Source organism: Catellatospora vulcania, from assembly GCF_009720385.1.
Classification (GTDB): Bacteria; Actinomycetota; Actinomycetes; order Mycobacteriales; family Micromonosporaceae; genus Catellatospora; species Catellatospora vulcania.
On record NZ_WARX01000038.1, the window covers coordinates 1 to 25937 of the forward strand.

Consider the following 25937-nt stretch of genomic DNA (forward strand, 5'->3'; position numbering starts at 1 on the left):
GGGTCGGTTTCGCCGCGGGTGAGGGCTTGGCCGATGAGGACGTCGATGGCGATGCCGTTCTCGGCGTGCATCATGATCATGGAGCCGTTGTCGCGGGCTTTCTGCATGGCGCGCAGGATCTGGCCGTCGTCGCTGTAGAAGACGCCGGGGTAGGCCATGAACAGTTTGAAGCTGCTGATGCCCTCGGTGTCGACCAGGGAGTCCATGGCTTTCAGCGACTCGTCGTCGACCCCACCAATGATCATGTGGAACCCGTAGTCGATATGGCAGTTCCCATCGGCCTTGGCATGCCAGGCGGCGAGGCCGTCCGGGATGCGTTCGCCGGTGCGCTGCACGGCGAAGTCGACGATCGTGGTGGTGCCGCCGAACGCCGCGGCCCGGGTGCCGGTCTCGAAGGTGTCCGAGGCGGACGTGCCGCCGAAGGGCAGCTGCATGTGGGTGTGCACGTCGACCGCGCCGGGGATGACGTACTTGCCGCTCGCGTCCACCACCTGCGCACCCTCGACCGCCGGGGTGCTCTCCGGGGAGAACAGCCCGGCGATCTTCTCGCCCTCGACCAGCACGTCCGCGGGGTGGCTGCCGGTCGCGGTGACCACGGTGCCGCCTTTGATCAGCAGATACACGCCGTGCCTCCTCAGGCCTGGGTCAGCGGGCCGTAGGCGTCGGGGCGGCGGTCGCGGTAGAACTGCCAGCGGTCGCGCACCGTGTCCAGCAGCCCCAGGTCCAGGTCGCGGACGAGCAGCTCCGGCTGGTGCGCGTCGGCCGTGTCGCCGACGAACGCGCCCTCCGGGTCGACGAAGTACGAGGTGCCGTAGAAGTCGTCGTCGCCCAGGTCCTCGATGCCCACCCGGTTGATCGCCCCGATGAAGTACTCGTTCGCCACCGCCGACGCGGGCTGCTCCAGCTGCCACAGGTAGGACGACAGCCCCCGGCTGGTCGCCGACGGGTTGAACACCATCTGCGCGCCGTTGAGCCCCAGCGCCCGCCAACCCTCCGGGAAATGCCGGTCATAACAGATGTACACCCCGACCCGGCCCACCGCCGTGTCGAACACCGGATAACCCAGATTGCCCGGACGGAAGTAGAACTTCTCCCAGAACCCCTTCACCTGCGGAATATGAGTCTTGCGGTACTTACCCAGGTAACTGCCGTCGGCGTCGACCACCGCCGCGGTGTTGTAGAGCACGCCGGGCTGCTCCTGCTCGTACATCGGCAGGACCATCACCATCCCGAGTTCCCGCGCCAGAGCCTGGAACCGCTCCGTCGTCGGACCCGGGATCGACTCCGCGTAGGAGTAGTACTGCGCATCCTGGACCTGGCAGAAATACGGGCCGTAGAAAAGCTCCTGGAAACAGATCACCTTCGCACCCTGCGCGGCGGCCTGACGCGCATACTCCTCATGCGCCTTGATCATCGATTCCTTGTCACCGGTCCAGGTCGTCTGGACCAGCGCGGCACGGATCACGCGCGACATGCGGCACCTCCTGCGAGCCTGTTGAGCCGGTACTCCAGGTAACCAGGCGAACCGCACCGGTGTGCCCCGACGTGCCGGATAAACAACCATATTCTCAGCGAATAGTGCGAAGTCACGCGGGCACCCTGTCCGCCCCGGCGGGAAAGCGCAGGTGGTGGGCGAGGGGGCAGCGGGCGGCGGCCCGCGCAGGGAGAATGCTCCGCCATGACCAGAGAAGGCTCATCGCTGCCGGAGTGGATGCGCAAGGACGCCGAGCCCGCCCGCACCACCTTCTACTGGCGTGTCACCCAGTGGCTCGGCAGGCAGTGGTGGTTCGGCGGTCTGTGGCGGGCGGTGCGCGACCGGCCGCGGGTGTCCCGGCGCTTCCCGCGGACGTACGCCGTCGTGGCGTGGCTGCTGGCCGTCGCGATCGCGTTCTTCCTCGGCTACAAGCTCATCGAGTACTACAACCTCATCCTGATCGGCGCAGTCTGATCGGCGCGGTGTAGCCCGTCGCGGCGATCGGCTCAACGGAGTATTGCCATATGTCTCTGTAACGCTGGACACTCGTGCATCGTCCAGCGCCAGAAGGGGCAATCATGAGTGATCCCGCGCAGACAACGGACACCGACTCCGCACGGCTCGCCGAGCTCGGTTACAAGCAGGAACTGCACCGTGGGTGGAGCGGCTTCTCCAACTTCGCCATCTCGTTCTCCATCATCTCGATCCTGGCGGGCTGCTTCACCACATTCGGCCAGGCCTGGATGAACGGCGGCCCGATCGCCATCTCGTGGGGCTGGCCGATCATCTCCGCGTTCATCCTGATCATCGGGCTGTGCCTGTCGGAGCTGGTCTCGGCGTATCCGACCGCGGGCGGCATCTACTGGTGGGCGGCGAAGCTCGGGCGGCCGGTGCACGGCTGGTTCACCGGCTGGTTCAACCTGATCGGGCTGGTCGCGGTGACCGCGTCGGTCGACTACGGCTGCGCGACCTTCCTCAACCTGGCGCTGGCCAACACCGTGCCGGGCTGGGCGGGCACCTTCACCCAGGCGTTCTACCTTTTCCTGGGCATCCTGGTGCTGCACGCGCTGGTCAACATCTTCGGCGCGCGGATCATCAACCGGCTGCAGGACATCTCGGTCTGGTGGCACGTGTTCGGCGCGGCCGTCATCGTCGCCATCCTGATCGTCGTGCCGACCAGCCACCAGAGCCCGTCCTTCGTCTTCACCGAGACGATCAACGGCAACGGCTTCAACGGCGGCAGCACCTCCGGCCTCGGCTTCTGGCTGTACGTGCTGCCGCTGGGCGGCCTGCTCACGCAGTACACGATCACCGGGTTCGACGCCTGCGCGCATGTGGCGGAGGAGACCCGCGGGGCGGCGCTGAACGCGGCCAAGGCGCTGTGGCGGTCCATCTTCTACTCCGCGATCGGCGGCTGGATCCTGCTGCTGGCCCTGCTGTTCGCGGTGAAGGACGCGGGCGCGGTCACCGAGGGCTACGGCTTCGTCGGGGTGCTGCTGCAGGGCGCGCTGTCGTCCGGCTTCTTCAAAGTCGTGATCATCATCTCCGTGGTCGGCCAGTTCTTCTGCGGCATGAGCTGCGTGACCTCGATGTCGCGGATGATGTACGCGTTCAGCCGCGACGGGGCGGTGCCCGGCTGGCGGCTGTGGACCCGACTGGACCGCAACGGCACCCCGGTCTGGGCCGTCGTCGCGGGCTGCGTCGCGGGCGGCCTGCTGACCCTGCCCGCGCTGTACCAGAAGAACGGCGCCCCGATCGCCTTCTACGCGGTCGTCTCGGTCGCCGTGATAGGCCTCTACCTGGCCTTCCTCATCCCGATCATGCTGCGGCTGAAGGCCGGCGACAGCTTCGAACCGGGCCCGTGGACGCTGGGCAGGCGCTACAAGGTGCTGGGCTGGATCGCGTCCATCGAGATCATCGTCATCTCGGTGTACTTCATCCTGCCGACCGTGCCGGCCGGGGTGCCGTTCAGCGACGAGTTCGACTGGTCCGCGGTGAACTACGCGCCGATCGCAGTCGGTACGGTGATGCTGCTGATCGGGGTGTGGTGGATCGTGTCCGCACGGAAGTGGTTCACCGGACCCCGACGTACTGTGGATCTCCCCGCCGGGGTCGCGACCGCCGACGCCCCGGTGGCGGTGCTGGACTGACCACCGGTCCGCGCGGCAGCCGTCGAGCTGCCGCGCGAACCGGACCGGACCGGGACGCCGAACGGGGAATCACCGTCGGGCGGTGGGCTGAAGAAGGTGGAATGGGGTGTGGCTAGGCGAGACGATCCGCCCAACCGTGCGCACGGCGAGCAGCTGGCCGCGGAGTGGGTGACGTTCCGCGACCTGCTCGTGGCGGGCCGGTCGGCTGACGCCATCGCGCTCGCCGACCGCATCGTCGCCGAGTCCGGTGATGCACTGCGGGTCGCCCAGGCCCTTATCGAGAAGGTCGCGGGCCTGCTCAACCAGGGTGGCGCCGCGCGCCCGGCGCCGCTGCTGGACCGGATCGCCGACCTGTTGCGGCACGCGGGCCACAGTCCCCGGCTCAGCGGCGAATACCACGTGCTGGCGGCTTATGCCGCGTTCGCCGACGGGTCGATGAGCACCGCGGTCAGCAACCTGGTGCAGGCCGAGCGGGTGCTGCGCGGCATGACCGAGGCCAACCAGGCCGCGGTGAGCACCTGGCACGACATGTCGGTGACGTACTCGGCGATGGGTTTCCATGCCAAGGCCGTCGAGGCGATGCGGGCCGGCCGTCGCACGTGCGTGGCCGCGGGCATCGCCGAGGCCAACTGCGCTTGCCTGGAGACGCTGGTGCGCTCGGCCGTGGCCCGCGACCACCAGGGCATGACCGACGACTGCGTACGCGAGCTGTGGGAGGTGGTGACCTTCGGCAGCACCGCCGAGCCGGACCTGACCGTGTCCGACCGCACCTACCTGCGGTACTCGGTGGCCCGGCTGGCCGCGTTGGGCCACCGCCCCGTGGGCGGCGACCCGGTGCGCGGCGGGACCACGCCGGACAGCCCTGACCAGTCCTTCTCGCAGGTCGTCTACCTGACCACGGTGTGCGAGGCGATCGCGGCCGACCGCCCCGACGAGGCGCTGCGCCTGCTCGGGGAGCCCGCGGCGAGCGGGACCTGGCTCGGCGAGGCCGAACCGCACCGGCTGCGCTCGATCGCGCTGTCGCGCATCGGCGACCACGCGGGGGCCGTGGAGGCCGAACGGGCCATGCTGCGGGTCATCACCCGCGACGACGGCACGCTGCGGGACCGGTACATCGACAGCGTCAACGCCCGCCTCGACCAGGACCGGTTGCGCCAGATCGCCCAGGAGCACGCCGACGCGGCGATGAGCGACCCGCTGACCGGCCTGCCCAACCGGCGGCGGATCAAGGCGTTCGCCGCCGAGCTGGCGGGCCGGGGCGCCGACGCGGCGGTGGGCCTGATCGACCTGGACGGGTTCAAGGCCGTCAACGACACCCACGGGCACAGCTCGGGCGACCTGGTGCTCCAGCGGATCGCTGGGCTGCTGGCGCAGAGCGTACGCGGCCAGGACCTGCCCGCCCGGTTCGGCGGCGACGAGTTCATGGTGATCCTGCCGGAGACCGGGCTGGCCGAGGCCCGCGAGGTCGGCGGCCGCATCATCGCGTCGGTGGTGGGCGAGGACTGGGACGCGCTCGTCCCCGGGACCCCGGTCGGCATGAGCATGGGCTGGTCGGTGCTGCCCGCGGGCGGCGACCTCGACGCCGTGGTGCGGGACGCCGACGAGGAGCTCTACCGCGAAAAACGCGCCCTCCGCCCCGCCTGACCGCCCCCGCGACTCGATAGACGTTGGCCTATCTGGATGAAAATCCGGCGATCGGACTCATCTAGATAGGCCAACGTCTATGTGAAAGACCTAGTCCTTCACTGGAGTGTCACGCCGCGGGGTGCGCTCTCGCGGTGCGTCCGGTCCAGGGCGGTCACGTAGTAGGTGACCTGGCCGACCGGTGGCGCGGCCAGGTCGGTGAACGTGGTCGCCCCGCGGGCGGTGCCGAGCAGGTTGCGTCCGGCCTCGATGCCGCAGCCGGCTCCGTCGGCCCGGTACACCGCGTAGTAGGCGGGCGCGCCACCGCCCGCCTGCCAGTTGAGCCGGATGCCGCCGCCGACCCTGGTCGCCGTGACCTGGCCCGGCGTCGCGGGCGCCGTGCCCGGCACCAGCGGCGAGACCGGGACCAGTGCGGGGTGGGCGTGGAAGTCGGTGCGCAGCCGGTCGGCGAAACCGAGCGGGTTGGCCAGCAACTCTTCGATCGAGTAGTAGATGTCCCCGGCGACCTCGGGGTGTTGCCGGTTGAGCAGCAGGTGGTCGGGCATCTCGGCGGGGTTGCTCCAGCCGGGGTCGGTGGTGCCGCCGATCCGGTAGGCGGCCTGGCCGATGTAGAGCTGCACCCGGGTGCCCGCGACGACCTGCGACCACCAGGGCACCAGCGCGTCGTACGGCGCGGCCGGGAAGCCGATCGTCCAGTAGAGCTGCGGTGCGACGTAGTCGATCCACTCCTGCTTGACCCACTTGCGGGTGTCGGCGTAGATGGCGTCGTAGGACTGCAGCCCGTTGGTGGCCGAGCCGAGCGGGTCGGTGGTCTGGTTGCGCCAGATGCCGAACGGGGAGATCCCGAAGCGCACGTGCGGCTTGGCCTGCTTGATCCGGGTGGCCAGGTTCTGCACGAACGTGTCGACGTTGCCGCGCCGCCAGTCGTCGAGGGTCTTGCCGGCCCCGTACGCGGCGAACTCGGCGGCGTCGTCGAAGGTCTGCCCGGCCGCCGGGTAGGGGTAGAAGTAGTCGTCGAAGTGCACGCCGTCGAGGTCGTAGCGGGTGACCGCGTCCATGATGGCGTCCGCGCTGTGCTGGCGGGCGGCGGGCACGCCGGGGTTGTAGTAGAGGCGGCCGTCGTAGGCCTCGACCCAGTTCGGGTGCGTCCGGGCTGGGTGGCCCGCCACGAGCTGGTTGACGTTGGGCTGCATGGACACCCGGAACGGGTTGAACCAGGCGTGCAGTTCCAGGTTGCGGGCATGCGCCTCGGCGACCGCGAAGCCGAGCGGGTCGTAGCCGGGCGACACGCCCTGGGTGCCGGTGAGGTACTGCGACCACGGCTCGAACGGCGACGGCCAGAACGCGTCGGCGGTGGGCCGCACCTGCAGGAATACCGCGTTGAAGCGCAGCCCCACGGCCCGGTCGAACAGCGAGCGCAGCTCGGCCTGCTGCTGGGCAGCGGACAGCCCGGTGGTCGACGGCCAGTTGACGTTCACCACGGAGGCGATCCAGAGTCCGCGCAGCGCGCGTTTGGGGGCCTCGCCCAGCGGGCAGCCGTCGGCGGCGGTCGGGGCCGCGGCGGGCGCGGGGTCGTCGGGCGGGGCAGCGGCCTGCCCGCAGCCCGCGACGGTCAGCGCGGCGGCGGTAAGCAGCGTCACCATGGTCCGTCTGGCTCGCACGTCGTCTCCTGTCGATCTGTCCGAGAGCCCGGCCGGGCTGTGTCGGAAAGTTTCGCAGGACGATTCTGTGTCGTAAAGATTTACCGATCTTCCGCCGTCGATCCGTGACACGGCGGTGCGACACGAGCATTATCGGTGCAGTTCGCGTGCGCATGCGTGTTACATTCCCGGGGTTATAACCTCGTCCTCCCGTATACCCGCAGCGCCCGAGAAACGACCCGGGCGCTGTCCGCATTGGTGCGGTACGGGAGGCGAAGAGTTCACACGGAGTGGACTCGCAGCCTCACCAAGGAGTATCTGACATGGCTGTCGGCACCGTGAAGTGGTTCAACGCGGAAAAGGGCTTCGGCTTCATCACCCCGGACGGCGGTGGAGCGGACGTGTTCGCGCACTTCTCCGCGATCCAGTCCAACGGCTACCGGAGCCTCGACGAGAACCAGCGGGTCGAGTTCGAGATCACCCAGGGCCAGAAGGGCCCGCAGGCCGCGAACATCCGCCCGGTCTGAGCGCGCATCATCCGAGGGACGGGCAGTCTGCCCGTCCCTCGGGCGTTCACCGCGCGACCGTCAGCACGATCTTTCCCGCGGTGTGGCCGCCCTCGCCCAGCTCGTGCGCCCGCCCGGCCTCCTCCAGCGGGAAGACCGCCGCCACCAGCGGTTTCAACTGCCCGCCGTCGGCCAGGGCCGCGATCCCGGCCAGACCGGCCTGGTCCGGTTCGACCAGCAGCGTCACCGCACGCCGTCCCGCCGCCTGCGCCTTGGCCGCCAGCCGCTGCGCCGCGAACACGGCCACGATGCTGACCAGCAGCCCGTCCGGGCGCAGCACCCCCAGCGAGCGCTCCTCGTAGTCGCCGCCCACCGTGTCCAGCACGACGTCCATGTCGCGCGCGACGGCGGTGAAGTCCTCGGTCCGGTAGTCCACGCAGACGTCGGCGCCCCAGCCGCGCAGCAGTTCGTGCCGGGGGACGCTCGCCGTCGCGACCACGTACGCGCCCCGGGCCTTGGCGATCTGCACCGCCAGATGACCCACGCCACCGGCCGCCGCGTGCACGAGCACCCGGTCGCCCGTGCGCACCCCGGCGGTGTCCACCAGCGCCTGCCATGCGGTGAGCCCCGCCAGCGGCAGCGCGGCCGCCTCGACGTGGCTCAGGGCGGCGGGCTTGCGGGCGAGGTGCCGGGACGGCGCGGTGACGTACTCGGCGTAGCCGCCCGCGGCGCGGGGGAAGTGCGGCATGCCGTACACCTCGTCGCCGGCCTGGAAGCGGGTCACGCCCGCGCCGACCGCCGCGACCACCCCGGAGACGTCCCAGCCGACCGTGTACGGCGGGGTCAGGAAGAGGCCGTGCCGGCGGACGGTCCAGTCGACCGGGTTGACCCCGGCCGCGTGCACCTCGACGAGCACCTCGGTGGGCCCGGGGACCGGGCGCTCCACCTCCACCGGGAGGAGGACCTCCGGGCCGCCGAGGACCTGCTGGCGCATTGCTCGCATGTGTTCTGACATGCGGTCCATCGTGGTCGCCGCCGGTATCCATTGTGAAGAAGGCACCTCGATGGTATTCAGGTACCTTATGGAAACCATCCCCGACCTGCGGTCCTGCGGCGGCGCCGACGCCTACCTGCGCGGGTGTGCCTCCCGCACCGTGCTCGACGTGCTCGCCAACAAGTGGACGTGCCTGATCCTCGGCGCCCTGGTGCCCGGACGGATGCGGTTCGGGGAGCTGAAGCGCCGGCTCGACGGCATCTCGCAGAAGAGCCTCACCAAGGCGCTGCGCGAGCTGGAGCGCGACGGCCTGCTGCACCGCTCGGTCTATCCCACCATCCCGCCCCGCGTCGAGTACCGCCTCACCGATCTCGGGCGCAGCGCCGCCGGGCTCGTGTGGGCGATCCGGGGCTGGGCCGAGGAACACCTCGACGAGATCGTCGTGGCCCGCAACGCGTACGACGAGTCGTCCGCCCGCGAGGTGCAGCCGGTCGAATGACGGGCAAACCGGGATAGGCTGGGCCGCATGGCACGGCTGACCTATGACCGGTACTGCGACGAGGTGTCCGCCCAGACCGCGCTGCTGCGCGAGGTGCTGCCTGGCGACGACCTGAGCGCGAAGGTGCCGACCTGCCCGGACTGGACGCTGGCCGACCTGGTCCGGCACGTCGGCGGCAACGTCCACATGACCGACGCCGCCGTGCGCGGCGAGCCCGGCCCGCGCCCGGCGCTCGGCGACCACACCCGCGCCGGGGTGCCCGACACCGACGACCCGGACACGCTGACCACCTGGATGCAGGACGGCGCGGACGCGTACACCCGGACTCTGCGCGAGCGCGCCCCGCAGGACCTGGCCGAGATCTTCGGCATGCCGCAGACGCTGACCTTCTGGGCCCGCCGGGCCGCGTGCGACATCCTGGTGCACCGCGCGGACGCGGCGCTGACCACCGGCGCGGGTTTCACCATCGCGCCCGACCTGGCCGCCGACGCCCTCGACGAGCTGCTGGAGCTGGCCGTCGACCCGCAGCTGGGCACCCGCGTGTTCAAGAAGCTGCCCGAGCTGTTCGGCCCGGCCCGCTCGATCCACCTGCACGCCACCGACACCGTCGAAGGCCTCGACGCCGAATGGCTCATTGAACTAGGTCCGGACGGCGTCACCTGGCGGCACGGCCATGAGAAGGCCACCGTCGCGCTGCAGGCCCCGCTAGCCGAGCTGCTGCTGATCCTCTACCGCCGGCTGCCGCTCGACTTCGCGCAGGTCCACGTGCACGGCGACCGCGAGCTGCTCGAAGACTGGCTGGAGCGGGTGTCGATGGGCTGAGCCCGTCAGCAGGTCGAGTGCAGCAGCGCGCCGACCCGTACGCCCGCGTCGGCGAGCAGGTTGTAGACGCGCACCGCCTCCCGGGTCTCGGCGATGTGCACATCGGCACCGCGTTCGGCCAGGTAGGACTCGGTCTCCGGCATCACCTCCAGCACCAGGTGCTGGCCGCGCGACAGCACCACCGACGTCGCGCCCGCGGCTAGCAGCGGCTCGACGTCGGCGGGCTGGATGCCGGGGGAGTGCCGGGTGCCGGTGACGTTCCAGTCCCACGGGCCGCCGCCGCCGGGGAACAGCACGGCGTCCTTGACCCGGCCCGCGCCCTCGATCTCGATCTCGCCCCACACCAGCGACAGCACCTTCGGCGATCTCCGCTCATCCACGTCCGGCATTGTGGCACGATGCACCCGCCCGCCCGTACCCGCAGAAAGGCCGCCAGGTGACCGAGCCGCCCGCCGCCGCACCGCCCCGTCTGGACCTGGAACTGTCGGGGCATGTGGCGACGATCCGTTTCGTCAACCCGGCCCGGCGCAACGCCATGACCAACGACATGTGGGCCCGGCTGCCGGAGCTGCTCGACGAGCTCGCCGGCGACCCGGACGTGCGGGTGCTGGTGCTGACCGGCGCGGGCGGCACGTTCTGTGCCGGGGCCGACATCACCGAGGTGGACCGGCTGATCGCCGACGGCGACCGGAGCATCGCGGTGCTCGCCGAGGAGCGGCTGGCCCGGTTTCCGAAACCGACCCTGGCGTGGATCGAGGGCGACTGCGTGGGTGGCGGCTGCCAGCTCGCGGTCGCCTGCGACCTGCGCTTCGCCGCCGAGGGCAGCCGGTTCGGGGTCACCCCGGCCCGGCTCGGCATCGTCTACCCCGCCCCGACGACCCGGCGGCTGGTCGCGCTGATCGGCCCGTCCGCGGCCAAGCACCTGCTCTTCTCCGCCGAGCTGATCGACGCCGACCGCGCGCTGCGGGTGGGCCTGGTCGACGAGCTGCACCCGGCGGACCGGCTGGCCGACCGGGTCGCCGCGTTCGCCGCGACGCTGGCCGCCCGCTCGCTGCTGACCCAGGTCGCCGCGAAGGAGATCGTGACGATGGCCGGGGACGGCCACCACGACGACACCCGGGTGTCCTACTGGCACCGCCAGATGGCCGAGTCGGGCGAGGCCGCCGAGGGCATCGCCGCCTTCGTCGACCGCCGCCGCCCCGCCTTCGGCTGGTCCCCGCACTGACCCCGCCCTCGATCATCCGGCTTGCCTGGCAGCTGTGCGTATCTTGAGGCCAGCTACGCCCGATTGCCTGGCAAGTCGACGGATCTCGCCGCGCCCGCGTCAGTGATCGAGGTCGGCCGGTGAGGGCGATCGGCTGGCGAGCACCACAACGGACACCAGTGCGGCCATCAGCAGGGCGATCACCTGGATCGGCGCGGGCGTGAACGGGGCCAGCAGCACCAGGGCCACGGTGACCGGGAAGGCGTACACGACGAGCCCGCGATGGTGCGGGCAGACCTGCAGCACCCACAGGCTGAGCAGGTAGACCGCGACCGGGACCGCGACGGCGTACGCCGCGGCCACCCCGGACACGTGGGCGACGTGGCTGTCGTAGTCGGCCGCGACCGCGAGCCCGGCGCCGACCGCCGCCGCGGCGACCAGGATGAAGAAGTGGCCGTAGCCCCAGCTGAAGCCGGCTTTGAGCGAGGTGAGCAGGTCGTGGGCGGGGCGGTCGAAGTACAGCCACCACATGCTGAACACGATCACGAGCCCGGCCGCGGCGAGCCAGATCAGCGCCGCGTTGTGCCCGGTGCCGCTCGCGCCCTCGATGGCCACCGTGGCGGCCAGCACGGACTCGCCGAGCACGATCAGCGTGAACAGGCTGTACCGCTCGGCGATGTGGTGCGGGTGCCAGCGGGTCGGCGCGGGCCGCTCGGCCCACAGGGGCACCAGGATGTCGAGCAGCGCCATCACCACGAATGAGGCCAGTCCCCAGCTCGGCGGCAGGAGCAGGCGCAGCACCCAGCCGAGCTGTACCACGGTGATGCCGGCGGCGTAGCGCAGCGCGGTGCGGCGGCGGGGCGGGTCCTGGCGGGCGACCCGCAGCCACTGGGTCACCATGGCCAGGCGCATCACCACGTAGCCGATGGTGATGATCAGGAAGTCCCCGTGCTCGAAGGCGCGGGGCACGCCGGCGGCCAGGATCAGCGCGCCCGCGATCTGCACCATGGTGGTCAGCCGGTAGGGCACGTCGTCGGTGTCGTATGCCGAGGCGAACCAGCTGAAGTTCATCCAGGCCCACCAGATCGCGAAGAACACCATCAGGAAGCCGAGCACGCCGTGCCCGATGTGGTTCTCGCTGACCGCGTGGTGCAGCTCGGCGGCGGCCTGGGCCACGGCCACCACGAAACACAGGTCGAAGAAGAGCTCCAGTGGCGTGGCCGCCCGGTGCGGCTCGTCGGGCGAGCGCGAGGTCATCGGTCGGTACAGCATCCTGCGCGTCGCATCGGCCATGTTCGCAGGCTACCGCCGGTGGATCACGCCGCGCGGGCGGGACGGAGAAGCCCTCGGGGCCCGGCGTATGTGCGGCGCCGGGCCCCGGTCCACACCGGAGGGGCGATGTCCATCGCATAGACATCGGAAGATGGAAGCGCTCCCATGATGCCCCATCGACGCGGGGACCGTCAAGGGTGCGAACCGGACCGTCGGCTCCGGCGGGTGGTCCGGATCAGGCGAGTTTCGGCTGTCCGGGGCGGGTCAGCACGGTGGCGGTGAGGACGGACAGCGCGGCGAAGCCGAACATGGCCGCGGCCATCGGCACGCCGCTGGACGCGCCGAGCGCGGCCACGATCGGTCCGGCGATCGCGCCGATCACCGACTGCACCGCGCCCATCAGCGCGGCGGCGGTGCCCGCCATCTGGGCGTGGCCGTCCAGCGCCAGTGCGGTGCTGTTCGGGGCGACCATGCCCAGGCTGGCGATGTAGACGAACAGCATGGCGACCACGATGGTCAGGCTGTGCAGCCCCGCTCCGCCGACCATGAGAATCCCGGCGGCGACCGCGCCCGCCAGCGCCGCGAACAGCAGGGCGCGCGGCGTGCGCCGGCCCACGAGGCGGGCGTTGAGCTGCCCGACCGCGACCAGGCCGAGCGAGTTCAAGCCGAAGATCAGCCCGTATGCCTGGGCGGAGACGCCGTACACCTCCTGCAGCACGAACGAGCCGCTGGACAGGTAGGCGAACAGCCCGGCGAAGGTCAGCCCCTGCGCGGCGGTGTACCCCCAGAACCGGCGGTCGGCGGCCAGCACCTTGAAGCCGCGGCCGACCTCGGCCAGCCCGCCGGTGCGGCGGCGCTCGACGGGCAGCGTCTCGGGCAGGAAGCGCCACCCGACCACCACCATGACCAGCCCGTACAGGGCGAGCAGCGCGAACACGCCACGCCAGCTGGTGAACTCCAGCACGGCCGCGCCGATGGTGGGCGCGACGACCGGCGCGACGCCGAAGACCAGGGTGAGCCGGGAGAAGAAGCGCGAGGCCTCGGCCCCGGAGTAGAGATCGCGCACCACGGCGCGGGAGATCGCGATGCCGATGCCGCCGGCGAAGCCCTGTGCCAGCCGCAGCGCGGTCATGACCTCGATGTTCGGGGCGACGGTGATCAGCGCGGAGGAGGCGAAGAACAGCACGGTGCCCGCGATGATCGGCCGCCGCCGCCCCCAGCGGTCCGACAGCGGTCCCATCACGAACTGGCCCAGCGCGATGCCGATCAGCGCGACGGTGAGGGTGAGCTGCACGGCGGCGGGGGAGACGCGCAGGTCGGCGGCGATGGTGGGGAAGGCGGGCAGGTACATGTCGAACGACAGCGCGCCGAAGGCGGACATGCTGCCGAGGACCAGGATCAGGGTGCGTCGCTGGGCCGGCGGGGGAGTCACGGTCCTTACCCAACCATCCCGCGCCGCAGTACCGGGAGCTTTGTGACCGCGGTCATGAGACGGCCGGCGCGGCCCGGCCCGTCCGGGCGCCGGCGGGCACAGCAGCGGCGTTCACCAGCCCGGCCTCGTCCTCCAGGTAACGGGGCCGCGCCGCGGCCAGCCCGGCGAACGCCTGCACCACCGCCGCGGCGATCAGGAAGCCGAGCGGCAGCTGCCAGCCGCCGGTCAGCTCGTGCAGTACGCCGACCAGCAGCGGGCCGAGCGCGGCGATCAGGTAACCGGTGCTCTGCGCGAACGCAGACAGGGCCACCACGCCCTCGCCGGTGCGTGCCCGCATGCCGATCATCGCCAGGGCCAGCGGGAAGGCGGCCTGCCCGAGCGCCAGCAGGGCCACCCAGGCGATCGCGCCGGCGTGCGGGGCCAGTGCCAGACCCAGGTACGAGGCGATCATCGCGGCGGACATCAGCAGCACCAGCGGGCGAAGGTTCCGCAGCTTGCCGGCCAGCGTCGGCATGAGCAGCGCGAACGGCACCCCGACCGCGGTCACCCCGGCCAGCAGCAGCCCGGCGTCGGTCGGCGTGAACGCCGCATCGCGGAACATCTTCGCCAGCCAGCCCATGGTGGCGTACCCGCTCAGCGACTGCATGCCGAAGTAGAGCGCCATCGCCCAGCCCAGCCGGGTGCGTGCAGGGCGCACGCGCGCGGCCGCCGTCCTCGTTCCGCCTGCCGATCGCGGCGTACGCCGCAGCGCCGGGCCGAGCCAGGGCAGGACCGCCACGGCGGCCAGCAGCGCCCAGACACCCAGCCCGGCACGCCAGTCGCCGACGGCGTGGGCTATCGGCACCGAGGCCGCCGACGCGGTCGTGGTGCCGAGGATCAGGGTCATCGAGTAGACGCCGGTCATCAGCCCGGCCCGGTGCGGGAAGTGCTGTTTGACCAGCACCGGCAGCAGCACGTTCGCGATGGCGATGCCGGCCAGCGCGATGGCGCTGGTGAGCACGAAGGTCCACGGCGAGCCGCTGACCGCCCGCAGCAGCTGTCCCACGGCCAGCAGGCCCATCGCGCCGACCAGGATGCGGGCCGGGGAGAACCGGCGGGCCAGCCACGGCGTGAACGCGCCGAAGACGGCGAAGGCGAGCGCGGGCAGCGTGGTGATGATCCCCGCGACGGTGCCGGACAGGTGCAGGCCGGTGGTCACCTCGTCGAGCAGCGCGCCGAGGCTGGTGATGGCGGCGCGCAGGTTGAGCGCGACGAGCAGGATGCCCGCCAGTATCAGGACCGCCGGGCGCGGTGCCGGTACGGCCGGTGTCGGCGGCGTCACACGGGGTGCGATCATCGGCGACACGATGGGCGGCGCGGCGGCGGCTACTGGCGGTGGCATACCTCCGATCGTAGAATCATGGGACGAATTTAGGACCGGAGTTGTAAGCAATGACACTGCGCACACCGTCACGCCAGACCCTGGTGCCCCAGGTCATCGAGCAGCTGCGCACCCAGATCGCCAGCGGCGAATGGCCGGTCGGCAGCCGCATCCCCACCGAACCCGACCTGGTCGCGGCGCTGAGCGTGGGCCGCAACACGGTCCGCGAGGCTGTCCGGGCCCTCGTGCACGCCGGTGTCCTGGAGTGCCGGCAGGGCTCCGGCACCTACGTCACCGCCACCCACGAGCTCACCGGGGTGGTCGCGCGGCGGCTGGCCGCCGCCGAGGTCGCCGAGGCCGTCGAGGTGCGCCGCGCCTTCGAGGTGGAGGCGGCCCGGCTGGCGGCCGTCCGGCGTACCCCCGCCGACCTGGAGAAGATGGATGCCCTGCTGGCCCGGCGCGAGCAGCTGTGGCGCGACGGCGACGCGGCGGCGTTCGTCGCCACCGATGCCGACCTGCACGTCGCGATCGTCGCGGCCGCGCACAACGCCATGCTCGCCGAGCTCTACGCCTCGTTCGGCGGCGCGCTGCGGGCCAGCCTCAGCCAGCAGATCGGCGACTCTCTCACCCCCGACAAGTACGTCGCCCACGACGACCTCGTCGAAGCCATCCGCGCCGCCGACCCCGACCGCGCCGCCCGCGCCGCCGGAGCCTTCCTCGAAGCGGCCTAGCCTGCCCGTGCGCACGTATAAGACTTAATCTGGGATATCCGATCGTCCCTGGGAGGCGCGATGGCGAAGACTCTGCTCGACGTCGACGACGATCTCTTGGAAGAGGCGACTGTTGCACTCGGCACCTCGACGAAGAAGGAAACGGTCAACACCGCGCTCCGCTTCGCGGTCGAGGAGAGCCGCGCCCGTCGTGAGCGGGCGCTGGCTGAGCTGCAGACGATCGCGGACGAAGGTGGTTTCGACTTCGACCGGCTGGAAGAGCCCGATCGGTGAGATTTCTGATCGACACCAGCGCGCTGGTGCGCATGCTGCGCCGACAGGTCGACGGGCAATGGCATGACCAGGTGACCCGCGGGCGGGTGGGGATCTGCGATCCGGTCATCACGGAGGGCCTGGCGATCGCCGACGCGAAGGCGTACACCCGGATCGAGGAGAGTCTCCGGTCGGCGTATCCGTGGGTGCCGGTGCCGGACGACGCCTGGGACATCGTCGCGACACTGCGCCGCGAGCTGGCCAAGCACAGCGCGCGCCAGGGACTGTCCGTCGCGGACTACCTCGTCGCGGCCACCGCGATCCGCCTCAAGCTGACCGTCCTGCACGAGGACGCCGACTACGAGACGGCTGCTCGGCTGGTGCCGCAACTGAAGCAGCAGCGGATCTCCGCGCCGTCGGACACCGCCTAGCCCGTCAGAGCCCGGCGACGGAGGCGAGGACGGCGGCCTCGGCCATGGCCCGGTGGCTGGGCGGGTTGCCGCGGGAGACCCACCACAGCGAGTCCTCCACCCGCCGGGCCGTCGCCCACGCCGCGAGCCGCGCCGGGTCCTCGCCCGTGACCTCGCCGAACAGGGCGAACCGCCGCCGCAGCACGGCGGCCGGATCCGGGTGCCGGAACGGGTCGTCGATCTGCTCGACCAGCTTCCACGGGTCGTAGCCGGGATCGCCGTACATCGGCTTCGGGTCGATGACCAGCCACGGCTCACGCCGCGCGGCCAGGATGTTGCCGGGATTGATGTCACCGTGCACCAGCACCCGCCGTGACGCCGTGGTGGGCAGCTCGCGCAGCAGCCGGATGCCGTGCGCCACCAGCCCCGGGTCGAATCCGGGGCGCAGCCGGGCCATCCGCTGCTCGACCAGCCCGGCCCAGCGTGCGGTCACATGGCTGAGCAGGTCGAACCCGCCCGCGTCGGCGACGGGCGCGGACCAGAGCCGGTGCAGCAGCCGCGCTGCGACCAGCAGCCGTTCCTCGGCGGGCAGGGAGTCGCTGTCGCCGAGCGTCGTGCCGGGGTCGGCCCGCTCCAGCAGCAGCGCGTGCCGTACGCCGTCGTGCGCGTACAGGGCGACCGTGCCGTGCCCCTGCCACACCCGCAGCGCCGCGGCCTCGCCCATCATCTCCGGGTGCGGCCAGCTGATCTTCAGCACGGCCGGGCGGCCGTCGGGCAGCTCCGCGGGCGCGACCCACGAGCAGGAGCCGCCGGTCCACGGCGCTCCGAGCCGCAGCGACCAGCCGTCGCGCAGCTCGGCGATGAGACCGGGCAGCGAGTCCAGCCAGGCCCGGCCCTCGGCCAGGTCGCCGATCGACTCGACGACGCTCAGGGTGGGCGGCACCAGCACCTCGGTCACCTCTGGCTCCGTCACGCGGCGAGACTACCGCCGCTGTCTACCATCGCGAGGTGGACTTTCGGGCACAGTTGCAGTTGGCGGCGGTCGCCGAGATCACCGCCTGCGCCGCCCGGGACGGTATCGCCCTGTGGCTGCGCGGCGGCTGGGCTATGGACTTCCACCTCGGGCGGATCACCCGCCCGCACGCCGATGTGGACTGGTTCTGCTGGGCCGCCGACGCCGACCGGCTGACGTCGGTGCTGGCAGGGCTCGGCTTCACCGGCTACGGCGAGCACGATCCGCGGGTGCAGCGCGACTTCCTGCGCGACGGCGTCGACCTCGGCGTGGCCCTGCTCGGCCGGGACGGCGAGGGGCACGTCGTGGTGCCGGCGGGTCCCTATGCGGGCGCGCGCTGGCCGGACGGCATGCTCGACGGCCCACCCGGTCACCTCAACGGCCTGAGCTGCCCCGTCATCAGCCCGCAGGCGCAGCTCGAGATCAAGAAGATGATGCCGGTATGGGTGCCCGGCCTGCCCCGCCGCGACAAGGACCTGGCCGACATCGCCCTGTTGGCCGGCGCGCTGCGGAACACCCCGCAGGTCGGAAACGGGGTTGCCGGAGCCTGACGTCGGGCGCACGATCGGCGGCATGCAACTGGAGATCGCGCAGTACTACCAGGGCGGGCAGGAGCGACACCGGCTGGAGACGGGGGCGGGGCGCTGGGAGTACCTGCGCACCTGGGATCTGCTCAGCCGGGTGCTGCCGCCCGGCCCGCTGGAGATCCTCGATGTCGGCGGCGCGGCCGGGGTCTACGCGGGTCCGCTGGCCGCGGCGGGACACACCGTGCACCTGGTCGACCCGATGCCCGATCACGTGGCCGTGGCGGCCGGACTGCCCGGGGTCACCGCGAGCGTCGGCTACGCCCGCGACGTCGGCGAGGCCGACCGCAGCCGCGACGTGGTGCTGCTGCTCGGCCCGCTGTACCACCTGGTGCAACGGGAGGACCGGCTCGCGGCCTGGCGGGAGGCGGCGCGGGTGGTGCGCCCCGGTGGCCTGGTGGTCGCCGCGACGATCAGCCGGTACGCGTCGCTGCTCGACGGTTACGTCAAGGGCTACGTCGCCAGCCCCGTGTTCGCGCAGATTCTCGACACGACTCTGGCCACGGGCGTGCACCGCAACATCGACCACGACGCGCGCTGGTTCACCACGGCGTACTTCCACCACCCCGACGAACTGCCCGACGAGGTCGCCGCCGCGGGGCTGGCACTGGAGCGGATCGCCGCGGTGGAGGGTCCGCTGTGGATGCTGCCGGACCTGCCGGGGATCCTGGCCGACGACGCACGAACCGCGCAGGCGCTGGCACTGATGCGCGCGGTGGAGTCGGAGCCGCACCTCTGGGGCGTCAGCTCCCACCTGCTCACGGTCGCCCGCCGCGCGGCCTGATGCGGGCCGCCCGTCAGGAGTGGGCAGGAAAGGGTCCGGGCCGGGACCGGCGGACTGGCCGCGGATCCCGACCCGGACACAGGTCTTCGCGTGTACCCGGCGCGAGTGCTGGTCAGCGGCCGCGCCGGGAACGGATCACGCCTGGAGCGTGGCGTCGAGGGTGATCTCGGCGCCGGGCGACAGCAGGCGGGAGATCGGGCAGCCGGCCTTGGCGGCCTCGGCCAGCTTCTGGAACTGCGCCTCGTCGATGCCGGGCACGTCGCCGGTGGTCACCAGGTCGATGCGGGTCACCGTCATGCCGGCGTCGGTCTTGTCCAGGTGGACGTTCGCGTTGGTCACCACGGCGTTGGGCGGGAAGCCCGCGTCCGACAGCTGCTTGGAGAAGGCCATCGAGAAGCAGCCGGAGTGCGCGGCGGCGATCAGCTCTTCGGGGTTGGTGCCCTCACCCTCCTCGAAACGGGACTTGAACGAATAGTTGCCCTGCAGGCCACCCTTGCCGGTCGCGATGGTGCCGGACCCCTCGGTGAGCGTTCCCTGCCAGCGGGCTGTTGCGGTACGAATAGGCATGGGCCCGACGCTAGCTCACGCGGGCGTGCCGTGCCCGGCAATGCCCCGCAATATGAGAGTCGCGAGCTCAGTCGTGTCGTGAGCGGCCGTGTCGACCAGCAGCCGGGGCTCGCGCCACGGCGTGAACTCGCGCGTGCGCACGTCGTCCCAGCTGGGCTGGAACGCCTGATCGGGTTCGGGGGTGCGCTGCCGGACCCGGCGGCGGTGCTCGGCGGCATCGGTGCAGACCACCTCGATGGCGTACATCACCCTGCCGTGCCGCGCGGCGAGGTCCCGCCACCCGGCGCGGGCCTGCTCGACCGCGTTGACCGCGTCGACCACCACCGTCGCCCCCAGCGCCAGGTGGGCGTCGGCGAGCGCGTCCGCCACCACGTAGGCGGCCAGGCCGGTGGGCTGCGACCGGTCGACGCCGGCCCGCCACAGGGCCGACTCGATGGCGTCCACCCGCAGCCAGGTCGCGCCCAGCGCGGCGGCGACCGGGCGGCTCAGCGTGGTCTTGCCGGCACCGGGCAGCCCGGAGAAGACGATCAGCACCGGACCAGTGTCGCCCAGGCCGGAATCGCCGGGAAAACCTGACGGAACGTGTCAGGGATTGCCGCGACGATGGACCCATGAACAAGCAGCTTCACGGCAGGATCGCCCTGGTGGCGGGGGCGACGCGCGGATGCGGCCGGGCCATCGCGGTCGAGCTCGGCCGGGCCGGCGCCACCGTCTACGTCACCGGCCGCAGCACCCGCGCCCAGCGCTCCGAGATGGACCGGCCGGAGACCATCGAGGACACCGCCGACCTGGTCACCGCGGCGGGCGGCGAGGGCATCGCGGTACGCGTCGACCACCTCGTGCCCGAGGAGGTCAGGGCGCTGGTCGCGACGATCGACGCCGCGCACGGGCGGCTGGACATCCTGGTCAACGACGTGTGGGGCGGCGACGACTACGCCGAGTGGGGCAAGCCGCTGTGGGAGCAGTCCCTCGACGGCGGGCTGCGCATGCTCGGGCTCGGCCTGCACACCCACGTCATCACCAGCCATGCCGCGCTGCCGCTGCTGGTCCGGCACCCGGGCGGGCTGGTCGTCGAGGTCACCGACGGCACCGACGAGTTCAACCGGAAGTACCGGGGCTCGTTCTTCTACGACCTGACCAAGACGTCGGTGTCGCGGATCGCGCTGGCCCAGTCCGCCGAGCTCCAGCCCTTCGGCGGGACCGCGCTCGTGGTCACGCCCGGTTTCCTGCGCTCGGAGGCGATGCTCGACCACTTCGGCGTCACCGAGCAGAACTGGCGCGACGGCGCGGCCGCCGATCCCCACTTCGTCCTGTCGGAGAGCCCGGCGTATCTCGGCCGGGGCGTGGCCGCGCTGGCCGCCGACCCCGACCGGGCCCGGTGGACGGGCAGCTCGCTGTCCAGCACGTCGCTGGCGCAGGAGTACGGCCTCACCGATGTGGACGGGTCGGTGCCCGACATCTGGCGCTACTTCGCCGAGCACGGCTCGACCAGGACCGGCCCGATCGACCCCACCGGTTACCGCTGAGGCAGCTCAGCCGTTGCGGGCGGCGATCGCGGCGCCGATCGCCGCCAGCTCGGTCCGCAGCTCGACCGGAGCGAGGATCTCAAGGTCGGCGCCCAGCGGCAGCAGCTGGCTCAGCGCGACCCGGGGCGATTCGACGGCCAGCTCCACCTCGCACCAGCCGTGCTCGTCGGGTGGGCCGGTGTGCAGGATCGCCTCGTCGCGGGTGGCGGGGTCGGTGACCGACGGCAGCAGGCGCAGGCCGCGCGGGCTCACCCGGAGCCGGACGCGGTCGCGCATCAGCGTGCGGTCGAACGAGGCCGCCGAGGCCGCCCACCACCGCGCGAGCTGGAAGTCCTTGGGCCGCTCGAACGTCTCGTCGCTCGGCTCGACGGCGGTCACCCGGCCCAGCCGGTAGGTGCGCACCGCGTCCGCGTCCGGCACCCGGGCCACCAGGTACCAGACCCCGGCCTTGAGGACCAGCCCGTAGGGCTCCAGCTCGCGGCGTACGGAGCCGTCGGCGCGCCGGTAGCGCACGGTGATCAGGCGCTGCTCCCACACCGCCTCGGCGACGCTCATCAGGTGCGGCAGCTCCTCGCCGCGGTGGAACCAGCCCGGCGCGTCGAGGTGGAAGCGCTGGGCGATGGTGCGGGCCCGGTCGCGCAGCGGTTCGGGCAGGGTGGCGAGCACCTTGGCCTGCGCCGCCAGCAGCACCGAGCCGAGGCCCAGCTCGGCGAGTGCCTCCGGGGCCGCCCCGGCGAACAGCGCGGCCGCCTCCGCGCCGGTGAGACCGTCCAGCCTGGTGCGCCAGCCCTCCATGAGCCGGATGCCGCCGGCGCGGCCGGGCTCGGTCCACAGCGGCACGCCGGCGGCCTGCAGCGCGGCGACGTCTCGGTACACGGTGCGCACCGAGACCTCGAACAGCTGCGCCAGCTCGGCGGCCCGCGCCGAACGCCGCTGCTGCAACGTGAGCAGCAGCGACACCAGCCGCGACGCCTTCATCGAGGCTGACCCGGCTCGCCGTGCCCGACTCGGGCCGGCGGCGGCCGATCCGGGGTCTCGCTCACAACCCGGCCACGAACCCGTGCACGCAGCGGGTGACGCGCACCAGGTTCTCCGCGCTGCGGACCGGGTCGTCCGGGTGCTCCAGCGCATGGTCCGCGCCGGTCAGCTCCAGGCACGGCAGGCCGAGGTCGTCGGCGAGCCGCGGGTCCCAGGAGAAGTCGCCGGTGCTGCCGATCAGCTGGGTGGGGGCTTCGGTGGCGCCGAGCGCGTCGACCACCGACGGATGGAACATCAGCGGCGTGAACCAGATCGCGGGCAGCGCGCGTTCGGCGGCCACGGGCGCGGCGAGGCTGCCCAGTGACTTGCCGACCAGCATGATCCGTTTTGCGGACTCGGCCTCGACGGCGGCGACGGCCTGCGCGACGACCCAGTCGGCGCGCTCGTCCATATCGATGGTGGCGGGCGGGGTCCACCACAGCTCCTGCAGGCTCCAGCCGTGGTGGGCGAGCACGTTGCGGGTCAGGTGCAGCAGCGGCCGGGCGGGCGTGTAGCCGCCGCCCGGCAGGATGATCGCCAGCCGGTCGGGGTCGGCCTGGTGGCGGTCGGTCGTTCTCGGCCAGGGATTCGGCGTCTCCGGGCGGGTCATGGGCCGATCCTAGGTCGGCTCAGGCGCGGGTGCCGACCCGCGCGGGCGCGCGCCTGCGGGGCAGGCCTACACCGGTCGTGTGCCGTGCCGGGTCCCGATTTCGCGCCGACGTGGCCGCCGACCGTGCCGCGTTGTCGGGCTGATCATCCAAGGCGCTCGTATCGATCGGCTTCTTATGATCGTGGTCGATGTGGGGCGACTGTCTCACCTGGACTGCTGGAGGAAACGTGCGCAAGTGGTATGCGGCGGCAATGGCGGCGCTGGGCCTGGCGGTGCTGCTGGCGGTGCCCGGCTCCGCGGGCGCGGGCACAGGTGACACGGCGCGCGGCTGTGAGCGGCACTTCGACGCCGCGGTGGCGGACTTCGACGCGGTCTTCCTCGCCAAGGACCTGCCCGCGGTCATGTCGTACTACCACGACGAGGCGGTGCAGATCGGCGCCAACGGGGCGTACCGCAAGGACAAGGCCGCCATCCAGGCCAACTTCACCGGGCTGTTCACCTATGACTTCACGGCGACGTTCCCCGAGGTGAAGAAGGTCGTCGACGGGTGCCGCGGCGCGACGCTGGTGGTCGACTTCACGCTGTCCATCGCGTCGCTGGGGTTCAAGCAGCACTTCTACAACGCGCTCACCTTCGTCCGCGAGCGCGGCCAGTGGAAGATCATCCTGGATGTCAGCTCGCCGCTGCCGGTGGTCTGAGCACCGCACTCCGCCGCCCCCGCCGACCGTTCGCCGGTCGGCGGTGGCGGGTCAGGTTGGTGACGTAACCCTCCCGGGGCTGGCGCCCGAGGGCCTCCACGCGGCATGGTGGCGGTCCGCGGACGGGTGACTTGGGGGTGCGGGCGGCGATGCCGGTCGGAGAGCACGTGGTGGCACGGGCGCGCGAGCACATCGCGGCCGGGACGCTGTCGGCCGCACACGACCTGCTGTCCGCGGCGCTGGGCACGGTGCCCGCCGACCCGGCCCAGGCCACGCCGGTCGTCGCCGAGGCGGTGGTGCTGCAGACCGGGGTGCTGCTCGGGCTGGGGGAGCCGTACGCGGCCCGGGGTTGGGCGGCCTACGGCTTCGCGGCGTCGCGGGCGCTGTACGGCGAGCGCGACCGGCGCACCCTGCACGCGCTCGGGCTGCTGGCCGCGGTGCTGGCCAGGGTGGGCGTGCACGCCCGCGCGGTGCAGCGCTACCTCGACCTGATCGCCGCGTACACCGAGCTGGACGGCGCGGACTCCGACCGGGTGCTGGCCGCGCGCGGTGATCTGGCCACCGTCGAGCACGCCCAGGGCCACTGCGTGTCGGCGCGGCTGCGCCTGGCGACGGTCATCGACGAGCACCGGCGGGCGCACGGCGCGGCGCATCCTGTCGGCATCCGCATGCAGTTGCGGCTGGCCGCCATGTGGCGCGACTGCGGCGGCTTCAACGACGCGCACGAGCTGCTGGCCGAGGCGCGCGAGGACGCGGCCGGGCTGGACCCCGCCGACCCGGTGCACACCATGATCACCACAGCGGGCCGGGCGGTGGCCGACCCGCGCCACCAGTGCGGTGTCGGCCTGATCCCGGACGCCCCGATCTCCCCGGTCGAGCTTGCCGGACGTGCCGGGCAGCAGTCGTCCACAGGGTCCGCGGACCCCGACCCCGTGCCGGGGCAGCGGCCCGAACCGGCCCCGGAGGACTCCTGGGCACAGCGGTTGCGCGACGCGGAGCCGGATCCGGCGGCCTGGGCGGGCGACGTCCACGACCGTCCGGGCGGAACGTCGCCGACGTTGCCCGGCGAGTCCCGGGCGACCGCCTCGTGGGTGCCGCCGGAGCAGGAAGAACAGGTCGCGGCATTGTGGGACCACCTGACCCCGGCCGGGTACGAGCCGCCGTCGGTGCTCGCCGCCCCCGCGTTCAGCACGACCGTGTACCTGCCGCCGTACCTGACCGAGCCGGCGGCGGAGTCCGCCGAACCGGAGCACAGGGCCGGTCGCCACGCGGCCCGGCCCGCGGGGCGACGGCTGCCGCAGCAGACGTTGGTGCTGGTGGCGGGATGTATCGGCATCGTCGCGGTGGCGCTGCTGTTCGTGCTGTTGGTCAGCTCGGTTTCGCCGTAGGCCCAGCACCCTCTAATATCGACGCCAGGCTCTGTCGGCCCCCGGGAGCCGGGCCGCACCCTGATCGCGTCGACCGCGCCGTGCCGCGTCGACGTCCTGTCTCGGTACCAGCGTGGGGTCTCCGCGTGGGCGGCGGGTGTCTTCGCGCGTCCCAGTGAGGGGATTCGCCCATGTCCAGGCCCACCGTGAGGGCAGCGCTGACGGCGCTGCTGGGCACACTCGTGGCCGCGACGGCCGTCGTCGTCGCCGCTCCCACCGGCAGCGCGGCTGCCGCCCCGACCCGCATCATGGCGCTCGGTGACTCGATCACCGGCTCGCCCGGCTGCTGGCGGGCGACGCTGTGGAACCGGCTGCAGTCCACCGGCTACACCAACATCGACATGGTCGGCACGCTGCCGACGCAGGGCTGCGGGGTCGCCCACGACGGCGACAACGAGGGCCACGGCGGTTTCCTGGCGACCAACATCGCCGGCCAGAACCAGCTGGTCGGCTGGCTGTCGGCGACGCTGCCCGACGTCGTGCTGATGCACCTCGGCACCAACGACGTGTGGTCGAACCTGCCCAACACGCAGATCCTCGCCGCCTTCAGCACGATGGTCGACCAGATGCGGGCCAGCAAGCCGACGATGAAGATCCTGGTGGCGAAGATCATTCCGATGAACCCGTCGAGCTGCACCGAGTGCGCCGCTCGCGCGGTGTCGTTCAACAACGCCATTCCGGCCTGGGCGGCGGGCAAGACCACCGCCCAGTCGCCGATCACCGTGGTCGACCAGTGGACCGGCTTCAACACGGCTACCGACACCTACGACGGGGTGCACCCCAACGCGGCCGGCGACCAGAAGATGTCCGACCGCTGGTACCCGGCGTTGATCGCGGCGCTCGGCGGGGTCACGCCGTCGCCGTCGGTGTCGCCGAGCCCGTCGGTGTCGCCCAGCCCGTCGGCGTCCCCGAGCCCGTCCGCTTCCCCGTCCGCCTCGGCCTCGCCGAGCCCGTCGCGCCCGCCGTCGCCGTCGCCGTCGGGCAATCCGGGCAAGTCGTGCGCGGTGACGTACGTGATCATCGGGCAGTGGCCCGGCGGGTTCCAGGGCGAGCTGCGGGTGGTCAACAACGGCACGGTGCCGATCAGCGGCTGGTCGGTGCGGTTCACCTTCCCGAACGGCCAGGTGATCTCGCAGAGCTGGAACGGCCAGTACACCCAGACCGGCTCGACCGTGACCACGCTCAACGTCAGCTGGAACGGCCAGCTGGCGCCCGGCGCGGGCACGGCGACCGGGTTCCTCGCCAGTTACCAGGGCGCCAACGGCACCCCGGTGCCGGTCTGCACGGCGCTCTGATAAAAAGGACAAAAAGGGCGTACCTGC

Annotated in this window: 29 protein-coding genes; 16 read left to right on the top strand and 13 right to left on the bottom strand. The window is 71.9% G+C overall.

The features are described from left to right. Together F6W97_RS39190 and F6W97_RS39195 are read right to left on the bottom strand one after the other, a co-directional pair. A partial coding sequence (locus tag F6W97_RS39190) for an amidohydrolase family protein (protein ID WP_155375672.1) occupies nucleotides 1-623 on the bottom strand: 623 nt, incomplete at its 3' end. Nucleotides 624-634: 11 nt separating this feature from the next. Further along, nucleotides 635-1474: a nitrilase-related carbon-nitrogen hydrolase gene (locus F6W97_RS39195; protein ID WP_155375673.1), complete on the bottom strand. Its 840-nt coding sequence runs from the start codon at nucleotides 1472-1474 to the stop codon at nucleotides 635-637. A 204-nt stretch (nucleotides 1475-1678) separates the two neighbouring features. On the opposite strand from F6W97_RS39195, the gene F6W97_RS39200 reads away from it, so the two are divergent. From F6W97_RS39200 to F6W97_RS39210, 3 genes are all read left to right on the top strand, one after another. Further along, nucleotides 1679-1948 carry a hypothetical protein gene (locus tag F6W97_RS39200; protein ID WP_155375674.1) on the top strand — a complete coding sequence of 90 codons (270 nt, stop codon included), beginning with the start codon at nucleotides 1679-1681 and terminating at the stop codon, nucleotides 1946-1948. A gap of 104 nt (nucleotides 1949-2052) precedes the next feature. After that, nucleotides 2053-3624 (top strand): amino acid permease, encoded by a 1572-nt coding sequence (locus tag F6W97_RS39205; protein WP_155375675.1) that lies wholly within the window; start codon nucleotides 2053-2055, stop codon nucleotides 3622-3624. A gap of 108 nt (nucleotides 3625-3732) precedes the next feature. Beyond that, nucleotides 3733-5268, top strand: a complete 1536-nt coding sequence (locus F6W97_RS39210) for a GGDEF domain-containing protein (protein WP_155375676.1) — start codon at nucleotides 3733-3735, stop codon at nucleotides 5266-5268. Between the two features lie 98 nt (nucleotides 5269-5366). Here F6W97_RS39210 and F6W97_RS39215 read toward each other — a convergent pair whose 3' ends face one another. Continuing rightward, on the bottom strand, nucleotides 5367-6929 hold the full coding sequence (locus F6W97_RS39215; RefSeq protein ID WP_230687345.1) for a glycoside hydrolase family 10-like protein: 1563 nt from the start codon (nucleotides 6927-6929) through the stop codon (nucleotides 5367-5369). 302 nt (nucleotides 6930-7231) lie between these two features. On the opposite strand from F6W97_RS39215, the gene cspE reads away from it, so the two are divergent. Further along, complete coding sequence (cspE, locus tag F6W97_RS39220) at nucleotides 7232-7435, top strand: transcription antiterminator/RNA stability regulator CspE (protein WP_155375677.1); 204 nt, start codon at nucleotides 7232-7234, stop codon at nucleotides 7433-7435. Between the two features lie 46 nt (nucleotides 7436-7481). Here cspE and F6W97_RS39225 read toward each other — a convergent pair whose 3' ends face one another. After that, the gene (locus tag F6W97_RS39225) at nucleotides 7482-8429 is read right to left on the bottom strand and encodes an NADP-dependent oxidoreductase (protein ID WP_155375678.1); all 948 of its coding nucleotides are present in this window, start codon (nucleotides 8427-8429) and stop codon (nucleotides 7482-7484) included. Nucleotides 8430-8496: 67 nt separating this feature from the next. Between F6W97_RS39225 and F6W97_RS39230 the strand changes: the two genes are divergently transcribed. Continuing rightward, the gene (locus F6W97_RS39230) at nucleotides 8497-8907 is read left to right on the top strand and encodes a winged helix-turn-helix transcriptional regulator (RefSeq protein WP_155375679.1); all 411 of its coding nucleotides are present in this window, start codon (nucleotides 8497-8499) and stop codon (nucleotides 8905-8907) included. Between the two features lie 27 nt (nucleotides 8908-8934). Beyond that, nucleotides 8935-9729, top strand: coding sequence for a maleylpyruvate isomerase family mycothiol-dependent enzyme (locus tag F6W97_RS39235; RefSeq protein ID WP_155375680.1), 795 nt, complete (start codon nucleotides 8935-8937; stop codon nucleotides 9727-9729). A 5-nt stretch (nucleotides 9730-9734) separates the two neighbouring features. Here the strand turns inward: F6W97_RS39235 and F6W97_RS39240 are convergent, their stop codons facing one another. Continuing rightward, nucleotides 9735-10109, bottom strand: coding sequence for an Mth938-like domain-containing protein (locus F6W97_RS39240; protein ID WP_230687346.1), 375 nt, complete (start codon nucleotides 10107-10109; stop codon nucleotides 9735-9737). A 56-nt stretch (nucleotides 10110-10165) separates the two neighbouring features. On the opposite strand from F6W97_RS39240, the gene F6W97_RS39245 reads away from it, so the two are divergent. Next, nucleotides 10166-10954 (top strand): enoyl-CoA hydratase/isomerase family protein, encoded by a 789-nt coding sequence (locus F6W97_RS39245; RefSeq protein WP_230687347.1) that lies wholly within the window; start codon nucleotides 10166-10168, stop codon nucleotides 10952-10954. 99 nt (nucleotides 10955-11053) lie between these two features. Here the strand turns inward: F6W97_RS39245 and F6W97_RS39250 are convergent, their stop codons facing one another. The 3 genes from F6W97_RS39250 to F6W97_RS39260 all read right to left on the bottom strand — a co-directional run bounded on the left by F6W97_RS39250 (nucleotide 11054) and on the right by F6W97_RS39260 (nucleotide 14973). Next, nucleotides 11054-12226, bottom strand: coding sequence for a low temperature requirement protein A (locus F6W97_RS39250; RefSeq protein WP_155375682.1), 1173 nt, complete (start codon nucleotides 12224-12226; stop codon nucleotides 11054-11056). 214 nt (nucleotides 12227-12440) lie between these two features. Beyond that, a complete protein-coding gene (locus tag F6W97_RS39255) occupies nucleotides 12441-13637 on the bottom strand; it encodes a multidrug effflux MFS transporter (RefSeq protein WP_155375683.1) in 1197 nt (398 codons plus the stop codon). A 52-nt stretch (nucleotides 13638-13689) separates the two neighbouring features. Then, the gene (locus F6W97_RS39260) at nucleotides 13690-14973 is read right to left on the bottom strand and encodes a CynX/NimT family MFS transporter (protein WP_155375724.1); all 1284 of its coding nucleotides are present in this window, start codon (nucleotides 14971-14973) and stop codon (nucleotides 13690-13692) included. Nucleotides 14974-15068: 95 nt separating this feature from the next. Between F6W97_RS39260 and F6W97_RS39265 the strand changes: the two genes are divergently transcribed. The 3 genes from F6W97_RS39265 to F6W97_RS39275 are packed head-to-tail and all read left to right on the top strand — an operon-like array spanning nucleotide 15069 to nucleotide 16411. Next, complete coding sequence (locus tag F6W97_RS39265) at nucleotides 15069-15728, top strand: FadR/GntR family transcriptional regulator (RefSeq protein WP_155375684.1); 660 nt, start codon at nucleotides 15069-15071, stop codon at nucleotides 15726-15728. Nucleotides 15729-15788: 60 nt separating this feature from the next. Continuing rightward, nucleotides 15789-16001 carry a type II toxin-antitoxin system VapB family antitoxin gene (locus F6W97_RS39270; protein WP_155375685.1) on the top strand — a complete coding sequence of 71 codons (213 nt, stop codon included), beginning with the start codon at nucleotides 15789-15791 and terminating at the stop codon, nucleotides 15999-16001. Continuing rightward, nucleotides 15998-16411, top strand: coding sequence for a PIN domain-containing protein (locus tag F6W97_RS39275; protein ID WP_155375686.1), 414 nt, complete (start codon nucleotides 15998-16000; stop codon nucleotides 16409-16411). Before F6W97_RS39270 ends, F6W97_RS39275 begins: the two co-directional genes overlap by 4 nt. 4 nt (nucleotides 16412-16415) lie before the next feature. On the opposite strand, the gene F6W97_RS39280 is transcribed toward F6W97_RS39275, so the two are convergent. Continuing rightward, on the bottom strand, nucleotides 16416-17363 hold the full coding sequence (locus tag F6W97_RS39280) for an aminoglycoside phosphotransferase family protein (RefSeq protein ID WP_230687348.1): 948 nt from the start codon (nucleotides 17361-17363) through the stop codon (nucleotides 16416-16418). A 35-nt stretch (nucleotides 17364-17398) separates the two neighbouring features. On the opposite strand from F6W97_RS39280, the gene F6W97_RS39285 reads away from it, so the two are divergent. Together F6W97_RS39285 and F6W97_RS39290 are read left to right on the top strand one after the other, a co-directional pair. Then, entirely contained in the window at nucleotides 17399-17953 is a 555-nt protein-coding gene (locus F6W97_RS39285) for a nucleotidyltransferase domain-containing protein (protein ID WP_155375687.1), read from the top strand. A gap of 22 nt (nucleotides 17954-17975) precedes the next feature. Next, on the top strand, nucleotides 17976-18770 hold the full coding sequence (locus F6W97_RS39290; RefSeq protein ID WP_155375688.1) for a class I SAM-dependent methyltransferase: 795 nt from the start codon (nucleotides 17976-17978) through the stop codon (nucleotides 18768-18770). Between the two features lie 135 nt (nucleotides 18771-18905). Here the strand turns inward: F6W97_RS39290 and F6W97_RS39295 are convergent, their stop codons facing one another. Further along, nucleotides 18906-19337: an OsmC family protein gene (locus F6W97_RS39295; RefSeq protein ID WP_144127423.1), complete on the bottom strand. Its 432-nt coding sequence runs from the start codon at nucleotides 19335-19337 to the stop codon at nucleotides 18906-18908. Between the two features lie 15 nt (nucleotides 19338-19352). Then, on the bottom strand, nucleotides 19353-19871 hold the full coding sequence (locus F6W97_RS39300; protein ID WP_155375689.1) for a P-loop nucleotide/nucleoside kinase family protein: 519 nt from the start codon (nucleotides 19869-19871) through the stop codon (nucleotides 19353-19355). A 77-nt stretch (nucleotides 19872-19948) separates the two neighbouring features. Between F6W97_RS39300 and F6W97_RS39305 the strand changes: the two genes are divergently transcribed. Further along, nucleotides 19949-20863: an SDR family oxidoreductase gene (locus F6W97_RS39305; RefSeq protein ID WP_155375690.1), complete on the top strand. Its 915-nt coding sequence runs from the start codon at nucleotides 19949-19951 to the stop codon at nucleotides 20861-20863. A 6-nt stretch (nucleotides 20864-20869) separates the two neighbouring features. Here F6W97_RS39305 and F6W97_RS39310 read toward each other — a convergent pair whose 3' ends face one another. Together F6W97_RS39310 and F6W97_RS39315 are read right to left on the bottom strand one after the other, a co-directional pair. Next, the gene (locus F6W97_RS39310) at nucleotides 20870-21841 is read right to left on the bottom strand and encodes a helix-turn-helix transcriptional regulator (RefSeq protein ID WP_155375691.1); all 972 of its coding nucleotides are present in this window, start codon (nucleotides 21839-21841) and stop codon (nucleotides 20870-20872) included. Between the two features lie 61 nt (nucleotides 21842-21902). Then, nucleotides 21903-22490, bottom strand: a complete 588-nt coding sequence (locus F6W97_RS39315) for an alpha/beta hydrolase (protein WP_155375692.1) — start codon at nucleotides 22488-22490, stop codon at nucleotides 21903-21905. A gap of 227 nt (nucleotides 22491-22717) precedes the next feature. Between F6W97_RS39315 and F6W97_RS39320 the strand changes: the two genes are divergently transcribed. The 3 genes from F6W97_RS39320 to F6W97_RS39330 all read left to right on the top strand — a co-directional run bounded on the left by F6W97_RS39320 (nucleotide 22718) and on the right by F6W97_RS39330 (nucleotide 25910). Beyond that, a complete protein-coding gene (locus F6W97_RS39320; RefSeq protein ID WP_196279530.1) occupies nucleotides 22718-23188 on the top strand; it encodes a YybH family protein in 471 nt (156 codons plus the stop codon). 149 nt (nucleotides 23189-23337) lie between these two features. Continuing rightward, a complete protein-coding gene (locus F6W97_RS39325; RefSeq protein WP_155375694.1) occupies nucleotides 23338-24576 on the top strand; it encodes a hypothetical protein in 1239 nt (412 codons plus the stop codon). Between the two features lie 170 nt (nucleotides 24577-24746). Continuing rightward, entirely contained in the window at nucleotides 24747-25910 is a 1164-nt protein-coding gene (locus F6W97_RS39330; protein WP_155375695.1) for a cellulose binding domain-containing protein, read from the top strand. Nucleotides 25911-25937 lie beyond the last annotated feature (27 nt).